The following is a 12,700-nucleotide window of genomic DNA, read 5'->3' as shown; positions in this document are numbered from 1 at the left end:
ATCAGCCGCCGCTTAGCGCCCGCATCACATTCGGCAGCGCCGGCAGCGTCAACAAAACCGTGCCGGCAAGCCAGATAGACGAGACGACGATGCTCCTGGGCTGCGCCGACCAGCGCTCATAAAGCGCTGCCGGCACGCCGGCGAGCATGATGGTCACCGTCGACAGGATCAGCGCACTTGCCATGTAAACGATCTGGCTTAAGGGAGGCGCCCAGCCCGGATACCAGACCGGATAGAACAGGAACACCATCAGCACCCACGGCGAAAAGATACCGTTGACGATGGCGACCGCCATGACAGGCACAAGAGCGTTTCTGTCCATTGCCTCAACCCCCCTGTGAAGCCATCGGTGCAATACCGAAATTGATCAGCAAGACGAGGTAGCCCACGCGCAAGGCCATAAGCCAGAGCACGCTGAAGACGATCAGCACCGGCTGGGTCAGGATCGACGGTGTAATGGTCCGCACGATCCGCAGGAACGGGTCCGTGACGGTTTTGAAGAAGCGCCAGATGTAGTTGTCCCAGCTTTCGGGCACGAAGAGGCCGAGCACGAGACGCCCCATCAGCGTGTACATCACCGCGGCGAGGATGAAATTCGGAATGTGGAAATACCAATAGGACCAGAAATCGTTCATGTAGGATTTTCCAGGCAGCGGCGGCGCCGCGTTATGCCAGCGACGCCTCCGAAATGAAAGCGGGGTCCGTCGCCGGACCCCGCTTCGAGCGCCGATCGCTATGCGCGATCAGGCAGTCTTTTCTTCCATCATCTGCTTGCCGCGCGGTACGCGGATTTCCTCGATGAAATCCTGCATAGCCCGGGACGGTGCCCTGGTGAGAAGGCTGACGATGATCATCACGGCGAAGCCCACCGGCAGACCGAAGGCCGCCGACGAAATGTTCTTCACGCCCCACCACAGTTCCATATTCGGCGTCGCCTTGTCGAAGTCGGCGCCATACTGAGTCATGACAAGGTAGAAGATGGTGATGCCGAAGCCCGCGATCATGCCGGCGACCGCACCGGCCGAGTTGGCCCGCTTCCACCAGACGCCGAGCACCAGCGCCGGGAACAGCCCGCCGGCGGCAAGCGAAAACGCCCACGACACCATCGACAGGATGTCCGACGGCTTGGTCGACGCGACGTAGGCGGCCAGCACGGCGACCATAACCAGCAAGATGCGGGACACGATCAGGCGCCGCGACGTAGGCGCATTCTGGTCGATCATCCTGTAGTAGATGTCGTGGCTGAGCGCGTTGGCGATGGCCAGCAACAGGCCGTCCGCCGTCGACAGCGCGGCGGCAAGACCGCCGGCGGCGACGAGGCCCGAGATGACATAAGGCATGCCGGCCATTTCCGGCGTCGCCAGCACGATCATGTCGGCGTTGAGGTTGATGTCGGCAAACGAAAGTGCCGTCACGCCCTTTTCGGCGCATGCCGCGACGATCGCCGCGGTGTCTGTCGCCGCCTTGCCGCAGATCTGCACGAGCGTATTGTCGGCAGCGGCCCAGCGCATCATCCATCCGGCTTTCTCGGCGATGCTTTCGGGCGTCAGACCCGACGCCACCAGGTCGAGCATCGTCCACTTGGCGAACGCCGCATAGGCGGGCGCGGTGAAGTAGAGGATGAAGATGAACAGCAGCGACCAGGCGACCGAAACACGCGCTTCACGCACCGACGGGGTGGTGAAGTAGCGCATCAGGACGTGCGGCAATGACGCCGTTCCGACCATCAGGCAGAGGATCAGCAGGAAGTAGTTCTTGGCATCATAGCCGCCATGCACGAACGGCGTGATGTGATGCACGGTGATGCCCTGCGCCGTCTCAAGCGCGGTGATGTTCGCCAGCGCCTGGCCTTGCATCAATTGTGGGATCGGCACGCCGGTTTTCACCGTCGACATCCAGATGACAGGGATGAGATAGGCGATGATCAGCACGATGTACTGGGCGACCTGCGTCCAGGTGACGGCGCGCATGCCGCCCAGCATCGAGCACACCAGGATGCCGGCAAGACCGACATAGACCGCGACGTTGAAGTCGATGCCAAGGAAGCGAGCCGAGATCAGCCCGGTGCCAAAAATCTGCGCGACCACATAGGTGAACGAGCAGGAGAACAGAACGATCACGCCGATGAAGCGGGCAAGATTGCCGCCGTAGCGCGCCGACAGGAAGTCGGGAACTGTGTAGGCGCCGAACTTGCGCAGATAGGGCGCAACGAGGATGGCCACGAGCACGTAGCCGCCGGTCCAGCCGAGCACGAAACCGAGGCCGTCATAGCCAAGCAGGTAGAGCGAACCGGCCATGCCGATGAAGGAGGCCGCTGACATCCAGTCGGCGCCGGTCGCCATGCCGTTGTAGAGCGCCGGTACGCGGCGCCCGGCGACGTAATATTCGCCGACGTGCATGGTGCGGCTCAGGATGCCGATTACCGCGTAGATGACGATGGTAAAGCCCATGAACAGGTAGCCGATTACGACATTTTCGACGCCCATGGCGCTCAAGATAGCCATCAAGATGATGAAGGCTATGAAGCCGCCGGTGTAGATGCCGTAGATGCGGCCGAGATTGGAGGTGAAGTCGCCTCCGCCTGCGGTGGTAGATGTCGTGTTAGCCATTGACGTTCCCCCGATCAATCTTCATGGACGCCATGCTCTTCGTCGATCGCGTTCTGGCGCCGTGCGAACCAGAACAGCATGACGACGAAGGCGATGAGCGAACCCTGAGCGGCCATGTAGAAGCCGAGCGGAAAACCAAAAATGACGATGGTGTTGAGTTGCTCCACGAACATGTGGATGACGTAACCGAAGAATACCCACAGGCCCAGCATGGTGAACATGAGGCCCTTGGTCTTGTTCCAATAACTTACGCGGTCTGGCGTCGCCATAGCTTGAACCCTCCCTTGGTTGGCAGCTTGCGAACCGTCTCGACCGCAAGGCGCCGTTTAAAGCTTGCCTCTTCCGCTAACGCGGAAGCCCTCCGGCATAGGTCGCGGCCAGGTATAGAATCAGCCGACCGTAACTTTGTATGAGTATCACTTCTTGTCGCGTCTGTTCATACGACTTTAGAATCGGTGAGAGGACTGGCGGTGCGGCGTGGCGGAGGCTAAACGGTCAATATCGGTTGGAAACAAAACCGAAGGGAGAGCGTCATGGGCCTGCTGAACGACCTGTTGCCCGAGTTCCTGCGCAAGCCGCAGCCGATCGTCAGCGTCGACGACCTGGGTGACTTCATGGATTCGCGCGCCGCCTTCCTGGCACAGAAGAGCATCGTCGAGTTCTGCCGGGTCAGGGCAGGGGTCTACTGGCAGAAGCTGTTCAGCGAGAAGGAATTCCAGGCGGCGCTCAACCATTCACGCTGGCGCGCCTACCCTGCGTGCTACGCCATCGTGGCGGAAATGGTGGAGGGTGCGCTGCGCGAACCCGCCGGCTTGCGCCAGCGAGGCCTGCCAGCGGCGCTGGAAAAAGTGGCCCTGGCAAGCTTCTCCAAATATGCCGTTCCGGAGGGCTCGCCCCCCACTTTCTGGGAGGACGCCGCCCAGCTCACACGTCAGCACCTCGCCGCCACCCAGATCGGCCCGCCGCGGCCGGTGCGCGAGATCCCCGAGCCGCTGGCGCGAATGGTTTTCGAGATGGTCCCGATCCATCCCAACCTCCTGACCAACGACTACGACTATATCTTCAACTTCCTGAGGATGAATCTGCTGCGCGCGCATGAGGATTTCCTTGCGCAGGCTGACCGCAGCGCGCTCGTCGACGAGCTGCTTGGTGCCGTACGCATCTGAGCTTTGTTCCGGCGCGCCGATGTCGAAGGCTCCCCCTTCGGCCCTGCGCCTTCCGAGCGTCGCCGGCTATGCGAACATCAGGTCCCGCACCAGGTCGGGTGCCGACTGGAGGCGCTTGATGAGGCTCTTGAGCTCTGCCTGCTGCTCGCGCGTCAGGGCATTGATCTCGATGCGGTTGGATACCGGTATACCGACGTAGATGTCATGCGTCTGCTGACCGAGCAGCAAGCCGATCAGCATGGCATGGCCGGCCAGCATCGCCTTCATGTCGCGCTCGCCGCCAATCTCCAGCGCGATCAGTTTCTCGAGCCGGGCATGTGTGCTCCGCTCGCGGATGCCGTGGCGAATTGCAAGCGTGCGTGCGGTCGCGACGATCGGAAAAAGGCCATGCGCTTTGATGTCCAGCCGGCCATTTTCGAGCTGAAAGCCACCAAAAACAGTGAAGGGATTGCCGGTTGTCATCTGCTCGCCGAGAAGCTTCGCGAACACCGGCTCGGCGTGGCCACGCTCATACGCATATTCGATAAACTGCGCGGCCAGCGTCGTGTCGCCGTGCACCGGCCGCAGATCGTAGACGATATCGACGTTGAGCAGATCCTCCGGCCGTAGGCGGCGAACCCAATCTTCGACGCGCCCCTTCCAGGTGTCGAGGCTTCCGCGGAATGCGGCGTTCGCGGCCATTACCCCGCCTTTGCAATACGGTACGCCTGAGATGTCGAGCATGTCGGCGAGCTTGGCGCCGAGTATTTTGAACCAGCTGTCCTCGGGCCCATCCGGCTCGCCGTCTGCGAAGACGATTGCGTTGTCCTGGTCCGGGGCCATCAGGCTTTCGCCACGGCCGCCCGAGCCGAGCACGAGCACGGCATAGGCGCAGGGCGGCGGGCCGTGGCCTTCGATCTGCATTTGTTGTTCGGCAAGCACGGCGGCGCGACGGGTAAGCGAGCAAAGTTCGTCGCTGATGATTTCCGCCACCACACGCGGGTCGATTTCCTCGCCGATGAGCGAACGTACCACGCCCGGCAGCATCGACCAGGTGGCCGCCAGTTCGGCGGCGTCCCTGGCATGTTCGATGTTGTCGTCGAGATCGATGGCCGCGGCAGCTCGGAGCCTGAGCAGGTCACGCGCCGAAAGCACGCCGACCAGCATGCCCCCATCGTCGCGGACAGCGAGGTGGCGGACTTTCAGTCGATCCATGCGGCCGATCGCCCGATAGGCGAAGGCGGCGGCGCGGATGCTTATCAGCGGTCGCGTTGCGATGCTTCCGACCGGCATGTCAAAAGCCCGCTCGGCGTCGGACGATATGCGGCGCATCAGGTCACGCTCGGTAACGATGCCATACTCCTCGATCGGTTGATCCGGCGTTCCACGGTCGGACACCAGGACCGAGCTGATCTTGCGCTTCACCATGAGGTCGATGACCTGCCTGGTCGGTTTGGTCGACTTGACCACGACTGGCGGGCCGCTCATGAGGCTGCCGACGCGATGGCGATAGGCATAGGGATCAACCGGCTGAAACGCGGGAGCCTGGGGTCGCGACACCGGCTCGGCCCAGCCGGCGCGATGGCCGGCTTCGAGAGCGTCCGAAAGAGCAAGGCAGGCGACCTCGGCCTCTCCGAGTGTTCGGATGTTGCGCTTGCGCAATTCCGGAATCAACGCGGCAAAGATGTCTCCCGCCGCGATCGCATCGCCCAGGGCCGAATGGCGGCCAGCTATCTCCAGGCGAAGCCAGGCGGCGATCGTTTCCAGCGAATGATCTGCCAGATTGGGATTTGCTATGGTTGCAAGAAGCCGGACGCACAGCGCCCGAGGCTTTTTCCAGGGCAAGCGGGCGCGTCGGCATTCGCGCTCCAAGACCGCCAGGTCGAAGCCGATCGAGTGTCCGACGAGGATGCGGTCGCCGACGAACTCCTGGAATTGCCCCCATGCATCAGGGAAGCTCCCGGCTCCGTCAACATCGGTATCGGTGATGCCGTGGACAAGCGAGGCCTCGGACGAGATTGCTTCGCCAGGATCGATGAGGAGATCGAGCTGAGGTTTCCGGACGACCTTGCCATGCGCGATGCCGATCGCACCAATCTGGACCACGCGTGCCCTTGTGGCGTCTGGCCCGGTTGTTTCGGTGTCGACGGCGGCAGCCGCAATCGCTATCAGCGGTGTCGCGCCGGTCGCCGGCTTCAATTTCGTCCCTTTTGACATAGCTGATAGGCTTCCTCTGCCGGATGTCCCGGCTTGCCGAAACAGCGCTCTGTCGATGCCGGAAAGGTTCGATCCTGCTTGCCCTGCAGCATAGAGCGCGCCGCCGGGCCGCGTCGATGGCCGAATTCAGGCGATGGCACACCCGTCCAGGCGGCACATTCGCCTTAAAGTGATTTGATACGGTCGAAGCGCTCGCACATTGTCGGCGAGTTTGTTGCCGAGGCGGCCGATGGATGAGATCAGACGGGTTGCTGTGGGATGCATCGGGCGCGCCGTAATGTTCGGATCGCTTGCCATCGGCTGTGTCATGGTCGGCTTCTCCTTCAACCCGGTGTCAGCATTCCGTTCCGGCGCGTTCCTCACGCTGACTATGGTTTTGGCACTGATGTGGAAAGCCACGACCGCAGGCAGCAAGAATCCCAAACACACCGAAGTCTGGCTCTACCTCGATGAGAAATCGCGCCCAGCCGATGGCCCGGCGCGACGGGTGTTTGGCACCATCATCTGCGATGTTTACAAACTCTACGCCCGGATCGCGCTCGGCGTAGCGGTTGGATTCTTCCTGGTGTCGCTGGTGCTGATGCTGTTCGGTCTGGAAGCTTACAGGCCGCCCAGCAAATAGCACGCCGCCCCGGCCCGTGTCCCTGCGCCTGCATGGGCCCGGCGTTTTTGCCATCGGGCCGATCGGGCTCGGGAGCGCCGCGCTAAGCAGCAAACAAACCAAATTGCCTTCTGATTTGAGAAAAACATTCCAAGGATCGCTGAAAAATAGCACTCGACAAAGTCTACTGATTTTATAGAGTAACTGCCGAGACGGAGATCGATATGTCCTATTTCCAGAACGCCCGGACCGCCCGCAAAGACCAAAGACTCGGTTCTGACCAGACTTGGCGGCCGGCCTATGAGGGCGCCTTTGCCTATCTCGTCTTTGCCCTTGCGTTCGTGTTCACCGGGGCAGTCGTCCTGGGCCTTATCCCCTGATCATGGAGCGCCCGAGTCATCGGGTCCTGACTTACAGGGATAGCGATCTGCCGTTGCGCAATATCGGAGTTGAATGAACCCAGTGCCGGTGCGCTTTCGCGCGTGCCCCTGACCCAACGTGATGGAGGAGATGGCAATGCCGATCGAGTTCACGCATGTTCCCGGCAAAACTCACCCTGCCGATTCAACCGTGCCGTTTTTCTACGATTTCGCGGAAACCGCGACAAAGCTGTTGCTGATCGAGGACATCGGTTTTCAGAAGATCGTCGTCGACGATCCGGCCGGGCTGCTGACCAATATGGATATTGCCGCCCGGGCGCTGGACCGCACGTCCTCACTCGAGGTCGTTCTCACGCATTGGGCCGGTGTGATCGAGCCGACGGTGGCGGCACGGCAATTGGCGGCGCTCGACGCAGAAAGCGGCGGGCGGCTGTCGCTCAGGATGCTCAGCGAGCCGCTGAACGACGACGATGCCGAGGCACGGCCGGTCGGCCATACGATCGTCTGGCAGCGGATCGACGAATATCTGGTGCTGCTGAAGCGGCTGTGGTCGAACGATAGGCCGTTCGATCATGAAGGTGCCTTCTACAGCGTCAAGGGCGGCTACGTGCCGCGCAAGGGCCCGCATGGCGCCGACATGACCATCCGCATGGGCGGACAGTCCGGAACGGCCCTCAGGGTCGCCGGGCGGCATGCCGATGTCTTCGAACTGGCGCCGGGTTCGCCCGACGAGATCCGGCAGCTGATAGGGCGGGTGCGCAGTGCCGCCGCCGAGCACGGCCGGGCCGGCAAGCTGCGTTTTGCGCTTCCCGTCCGGATCCGTTCGGAGCACAACGACCCCTGCCAGAAGGCGGTCGAAATTGCCGGACCGCCGGCACAGGTCGCGTTGTCGCTGCTCCCTTATGCGGCGCTGGGAATCGAGGAATTCATGATCGTCGGTGTCGACAGGCCGCGCGAGATCGCGGCGGCGGGCCGCGAAACGATCGCGCTGCTGCGCAATTCGCTGACGCGCCGCGAGGCCGATGTCCCCCAGCCCGGGGCGTTTGCGTCCCGCGCGATCCGGGAAGCACGCGCCGGCGGAACGGCAGCGACTTGTCAGCGTTGACAGCCCCGCTGAAGTCGAACTTTCCTTCATAGCGGTCGAAACTTCCGGCGCCGAGCTCGATCTCGCGGAGGGTCTCCTCGGTCGGGCGGTAGAGCCCTGGGTGGCGACATCGCCGTCGACCGTCCCAAAGGACGCTTTCGACCCGTTCCTGAATGTTGGTCGGGTCGAGAGTGGTGGTCGCCTCCTGCACGACGCGTGGCCGCCAAGCAGCACCGGCAGCGACAGTGCCGCGATCAGCAGGTTTCGGCGCGCAGTCGTTTCGTCTCGAATTCTTCCGCGACCAAAACCAGTCACCATCTCGGCGCGCTCCCCTTTCGAATTTCGAGGTAAATCCGGCGTCACGACATTTTGTTGACTCAAACAGCCATCTTCATTGTTGACTCGTAAACTCATGTTTCATAGTCAACCGGGCGTCGGAGCCGCAAATCGTATTGCCGAAATCCGGATTTCGAAATGCGCGCGCGAAGCTGGAAAGAGGCCGAGACCGTGGCAGGAACTCATGCCCAGACTGCCTTCCAGGTCGAAGCGGTGCGGTTCGCCGTCGGCGAGCGGAACCTGCTCGGTCCTGTTACGCTCAAGCTGCAACGCTCGCGCATCTACGGGCTGATCGTGCACAACGGCTCGGGCAAGTCGACGCTGATCAAGCTCCTGGCGCGCGAGCAGCCGGCAAGCTCGGGAGGCATCACCTTCGCGCGGCGGCCGCAGGCGCAGTGGGGCGCACGCGAACTCGCCCGCGCGCTCGGCCGTTTCGGGCACGAGGACAGGCGCCATGTCGACGAGGCGCTTGTCCTGACCGATATGGCTGACTTCACCGACCGGCTGGTCGACGAATTGTCCGGCGGCGAGCGCCAGCGCGCATGGCTGGCCATGCTGGTGGCGCAGAATGCCGGCGTCATGCTGCTCGACGAGCCGATCTCGGCGCTCGACATCGCCCATCAGGTCGAGGTGCTGGGACTGGTGAGGGATCTTAGCCGCAAACGCGACCTGTGCGTCGTCGTCGTGCTGCACGATCCCAACATGGCGGCGCGCTACTGCGACGAATTGATCGCACTGAAGGACGGCAGGCTGCTGACGCGCGGCACGCCGGACCAGATCATGCAGGGCGAGGTGCTTAGAGGAATTTTCGGTGTCGAGATGGGCGTGTTTGCGCACCCCGTCACCGGCCAGCCCATCGGCTATGTGCAATGAGGCCACTGTGAGAATAAGGAAGAAGCCCTTGTCCAGACATGGTTTGTTCGCGGCGTTGCTCGCATCCGTCATCCTGTCGGCCGGCGGCACTGCCGCCCAGGAGCAATCGGCCGCGGCCCCGGCGATCGAGGCGCCGGCTCCGGCGCCTGGGCAGGCTGCGCCAGACGCCGCCGTGCCACCGGCGACCCAGCCCGGCGTGCCCGCGCCCCCAGAGGCCACGCCTACCGTGACCACGCCTGTCGAGACGGGGCCTTCGACGGCAACCTCCCTGACCCTGCCGCGTGACCTGTCGCCATGGGGCATGTTCATGGCGGCCGACATCGTCGTGAAAGCGGTGATGATCGGGCTGGCCTTTGCGTCCTTCGTCACCTGGACGATATGGCTGGCCAAATCGCTGGAGATCCTTGGCGGCAAGCTGCGCGCCCGCCGCGCGGCACAAGCGATCGGCCATGCCGCGACGCTGAACCAGGCCGGCCGCGCGCTTGGCCATAATAACGGTCCTGGCGCCCTGCTGGTGCGGGCAGCCGAAGAAGAGACCGCGCTTTCGGCCGGCTCGCTCGACCACGTGTCCGGCGACGGGCTGAAGGAACGGGTCACCTCGCGCCTGTCGCGCATCGAGGCGGCGGCGGTGCGGCGCATGTCGCGCGGCACTGGCGTCTTGGCGACGATCGGTTCGACCGCGCCCTTCGTCGGCCTTTTCGGCACCGTCTGGGGCATCATGAACGCCTTCATCGGCATCTCGCAGGCGCAGACCACCAATCTCGCCGTCGTTGCCCCGGGCATTGCGGAAGCCTTGCTGGCCACCGCGATGGGCCTTGTCGCGGCGATCCCGGCGGTGGTCATCTACAATGTCTTCGCGCGATCGATAGCCGGCTACAGGCAGATCCTCGCCGACGCGTCGGCAGGGGTCGAACGGCTGGTCAGCCGGGATCTGGATTTCCGCACGGTCGCGCCGGCAAAGCAGATGGCCGCGGAATGAACACGGAGCGACGCCATGGCGGCTAGAATTCGAGAGAACATCGACGGCGATCTCGAGGAAAACCACGAGATCAACGTCGCGCCGTTCATTGATGTGATCTTGGTCCTGCTGATCATCTTCATGGTCGCGGCGCCGCTGGCGACGGTGGACGTCAATGTCGACCTGCCGGGCTCGACCGCAACGCCGGCTCCCCGGCCGGAGACGCCGTGTTCCTGACGCTGAAAGATGATCTCGGCCTGGCAATCGGCAACGACACCGTGCGGCGCGAAGCCTTCGCCGCCGCGCTGGTCGGCAGGACAAAAGGCGACAGGCAGACGCGCATCTTCCTGCGCGCCGACAAGGCGGTCGGCTATGGCGAGCTGATGGAGGTGATGAACCTTTTGCGGGGCGCCGGCTATCTGAAGATCGCGCTGGTCGGCCTCGAGACCGCGCCCGGCGATGCCGCGGCACCGCAAGTCGGAACGGGCCAATAATGTCGCCGTCGGCCGCCCTGCCGATGGCCGATCAGCGGCGTTTCGGCGTGCGCGAGATTGCCTGGTGGGCGGGCCCGGCTGCACTGGTTCTCGTGGCGCATGCCGCGATCGGCTATGCGATGCAGAGCTGGCGCCCGGCCGAGCCCGATGGCGGGCCGCCGCAGGCGCAGGTGATCGAGTTGGCGCCAATGGCGTTCACGCCGGCCATGCCGGCCCCGCTGACGGAGGAGATAGCGCCCGATCAGCCGGATCCGGTCGACGAGCCCGAGACAGTCGAAACGGAGCCTCCGCCCGAACCGTCCGTCGAGCGGGCAGAGCCGGTCACCGAGCCGTCGGAAGCCGCTCCGGCCGACACAGTCGAGCCCACCCCGCCGACCGTGGCGGAACGGGTCGACCAGCCGCCGCTCGAGGAGGTCGTGCCCGATGTTGCCGAGGCCGTCACGCCGGAAGTGGTCATCCTGCTGCCGCAGCCGAAACCGGTCGAGATACCCGTCGAGGCCAAGCCAAAGAAGCAGGCAAAGGCCAAGGTGAAGGAGCCGGCTGAGGTCAAAGCCAAGGAGCCGGTCGAAGAGGCCAAAAAGCGTCCGAAAAAGGAGAAAGCCGCACCTCCGCCGAAGAAGACAGTCACCGCCAGTGTCGCTGCGAATCCCGCAGCCAGGGCGGCCGCGCCGAAATCGGCCAAAGCGGCGGCTGCAAAACGCGGCAACTCGCCCAGATGGGACTCTCAATTGCGTGCGTGGATAAGGCGGCACACCGACTATCCGAGGGCCGCGAAGGCCCGGCGCGTGGAAGGTAGTCCGAGCGTGACCTTCACCGTCGACGCGTCCGCCCGGGTCCTATCCGCCCGGCTGGCTCGTTCCTCCGGCGATCCAGACCTCGATAGCGCGGCGCTTAGCACATTGCAGGGTGCCTCAGTGCCCAAGCCGCCGCCGGAACTCGGCTCCCGCATAACCCGCACCGCGCCGTTCACGTTCGCCCTGCGTAATTAGGCGACGCGACCGAGGACCAGGTCCTTCCGATTTCGTAGTCGCCTTTGCAGGGCGCGGACCATTGCAGCCAGCATCCAGCGATAATCTCGACTATCCGTCGTCATCTGTCTGTCATATGCCGGCCATATACATCCATAATTCCGGATTCTAGGATGCATGGATAAGAACACCGCTCTTCTCGCATTGGCAGCGCTTGGCCAGGACACCAGGCTCGAGGTGTTTCGCCTGCTGGTGCGGGCGGGCGCAGACGGTGTGCCTGCCGGCGAGATCGCCGCGCGCCTCGGTACGGTGCAGAACACCATGTCGGCGCATCTGAAGGTTCTCGATCATGCCGGTCTCGTCCGCGCCGAGCGCGACGGCCGGACGATCCGCTACGTCGCCGACATGACCGGTTTTCGCGATCTGCTTGCCTATCTCATGGAGGATTGCTGCAACGGCGCGCCGGAACTCTGCCAGCCGGTCATTCAGGCCGTGACTTGCAACTGTTAGAAGGGAGGACCACCCCATGAATGACCCATACAACGTGCTTTTTCTCTGCACCGGCAATTCGGCACGGTCGATCCTTGCCGAAGCGATCCTCAACCGTGTCGGTGCCGGCAAGTTCAGGGCCTATTCGGCCGGATCGCACCCGAAGGGAGAAGTCCATCCCTACGCACTCCAGCTTTTGAAAACCCTCAACCACGACACGTCCTTCGCCCGTTCGAAGGACTGGCAGGAATTCGCGGCTGCCGGCGCCCCGGAGATGAATTTCGTTTTCACCGTGTGCGACAACGCGGCCAATGAATCCTGCCCGGTCTGGCCGGGACAGCCGATGACGGCGCATTGGGGCGTGCCCGACCCGGCCGCCGTGGACGGCACGAACGCCGAAAAGCACCTGGCCTTTGCCGAAGCCTACCGCATGCTCAACAATCGGATCTCGATCTTCGTCAGCCTGCCGATGAACACGATCGACAAGCTCGCCCTGCAGAAACGGCTGGATGAAATCGGCCGCGATCTACCGAAGGCCGGCTGACC

14 protein-coding genes and 1 pseudogene are annotated in these 12,700 nt (G+C 63.4%); 10 read left to right on the top strand and 5 right to left on the bottom strand.

Translation table 11 applies throughout. From position 1 onward, the window contains the following. Position 1: 1 nt before the first annotated feature. The 4 genes from AC0L3I_RS02155 to AC0L3I_RS02140 all read right to left on the bottom strand — a co-directional run bounded on the left by AC0L3I_RS02155 (position 2) and on the right by AC0L3I_RS02140 (position 2,878). Positions 2–322 (bottom strand): hypothetical protein, encoded by a 321-nt coding sequence (locus AC0L3I_RS02155; RefSeq protein ID WP_473525809.1) that lies wholly within the window; start codon positions 320–322, stop codon positions 2–4. Between the two features lie 4 nt (positions 323–326). Further along, positions 327–635, bottom strand: a complete 309-nt coding sequence (locus AC0L3I_RS02150) for a YggT family protein (protein WP_473525808.1) — start codon at positions 633–635, stop codon at positions 327–329. A 108-nt stretch (positions 636–743) separates the two neighbouring features. After that, a complete protein-coding gene (locus AC0L3I_RS02145; RefSeq protein ID WP_473525807.1) occupies positions 744–2,609 on the bottom strand; it encodes a sodium:solute symporter family protein in 1,866 nt (621 codons plus the stop codon). Positions 2,610–2,623: 14 nt separating this feature from the next. After that, a complete protein-coding gene (locus AC0L3I_RS02140; protein ID WP_192362171.1) occupies positions 2,624–2,878 on the bottom strand; it encodes a DUF4212 domain-containing protein in 255 nt (84 codons plus the stop codon). 264 nt (positions 2,879–3,142) lie between these two features. Between AC0L3I_RS02140 and AC0L3I_RS02135 the strand changes: the two genes are divergently transcribed. After that, on the top strand, positions 3,143–3,775 hold the full coding sequence (locus AC0L3I_RS02135) for a hypothetical protein (protein ID WP_473525806.1): 633 nt from the start codon (positions 3,143–3,145) through the stop codon (positions 3,773–3,775). 66 nt (positions 3,776–3,841) lie between these two features. Here the strand turns inward: AC0L3I_RS02135 and AC0L3I_RS02130 are convergent, their stop codons facing one another. Then, complete coding sequence (locus tag AC0L3I_RS02130; RefSeq protein ID WP_473525805.1) at positions 3,842–5,971, bottom strand: DUF294 nucleotidyltransferase-like domain-containing protein; 2,130 nt, start codon at positions 5,969–5,971, stop codon at positions 3,842–3,844. Positions 5,972–6,200: 229 nt separating this feature from the next. Here AC0L3I_RS02130 and AC0L3I_RS02125 point away from each other — a divergent pair, with 229 nt between their 5' ends. From AC0L3I_RS02125 to AC0L3I_RS02085, 9 genes and pseudogenes are all read left to right on the top strand, one after another. Continuing rightward, positions 6,201–6,593, top strand: a complete 393-nt coding sequence (locus tag AC0L3I_RS02125; RefSeq protein ID WP_473525804.1) for a hypothetical protein — start codon at positions 6,201–6,203, stop codon at positions 6,591–6,593. A 203-nt stretch (positions 6,594–6,796) separates the two neighbouring features. Further along, positions 6,797–6,952: a hypothetical protein gene (locus AC0L3I_RS02120; protein ID WP_473485856.1), complete on the top strand. Its 156-nt coding sequence runs from the start codon at positions 6,797–6,799 to the stop codon at positions 6,950–6,952. A 136-nt stretch (positions 6,953–7,088) separates the two neighbouring features. Next, a complete protein-coding gene (locus tag AC0L3I_RS02115) occupies positions 7,089–8,057 on the top strand; it encodes an LLM class flavin-dependent oxidoreductase (RefSeq protein WP_473485855.1) in 969 nt (322 codons plus the stop codon). Between the two features lie 453 nt (positions 8,058–8,510). Continuing rightward, positions 8,511–9,245, top strand: coding sequence for an ATP-binding cassette domain-containing protein (locus AC0L3I_RS02110; RefSeq protein ID WP_473525803.1), 735 nt, complete (start codon positions 8,511–8,513; stop codon positions 9,243–9,245). A 28-nt stretch (positions 9,246–9,273) separates the two neighbouring features. Continuing rightward, complete coding sequence (gene exbB, locus AC0L3I_RS02105) at positions 9,274–10,224, top strand: tonB-system energizer ExbB (protein ID WP_473525802.1); 951 nt, start codon at positions 9,274–9,276, stop codon at positions 10,222–10,224. Between the two features lie 15 nt (positions 10,225–10,239). Then, positions 10,240–10,697, top strand: a pseudogene (gene exbD, locus AC0L3I_RS02100) (TonB system transport protein ExbD). Continuing rightward, positions 10,697–11,686, top strand: coding sequence for an energy transducer TonB family protein (locus AC0L3I_RS02095; protein ID WP_473525801.1), 990 nt, complete (start codon positions 10,697–10,699; stop codon positions 11,684–11,686). Before exbD ends, AC0L3I_RS02095 begins: the two are co-directional and overlap by 1 nt. A gap of 156 nt (positions 11,687–11,842) precedes the next feature. Further along, a complete protein-coding gene (locus tag AC0L3I_RS02090; protein ID WP_258121464.1) occupies positions 11,843–12,175 on the top strand; it encodes an ArsR/SmtB family transcription factor in 333 nt (110 codons plus the stop codon). Positions 12,176–12,191: 16 nt separating this feature from the next. Beyond that, a complete protein-coding gene (locus AC0L3I_RS02085; RefSeq protein ID WP_473485851.1) occupies positions 12,192–12,698 on the top strand; it encodes an arsenate reductase ArsC in 507 nt (168 codons plus the stop codon). The last annotated feature ends 2 nt before the right edge of the window (positions 12,699–12,700 follow it).

Source organism: Mesorhizobium sp. WSM4840 (assembly GCF_055811755.1).
This window is presented reverse-complemented; position numbering and strand designations above follow the sequence as displayed.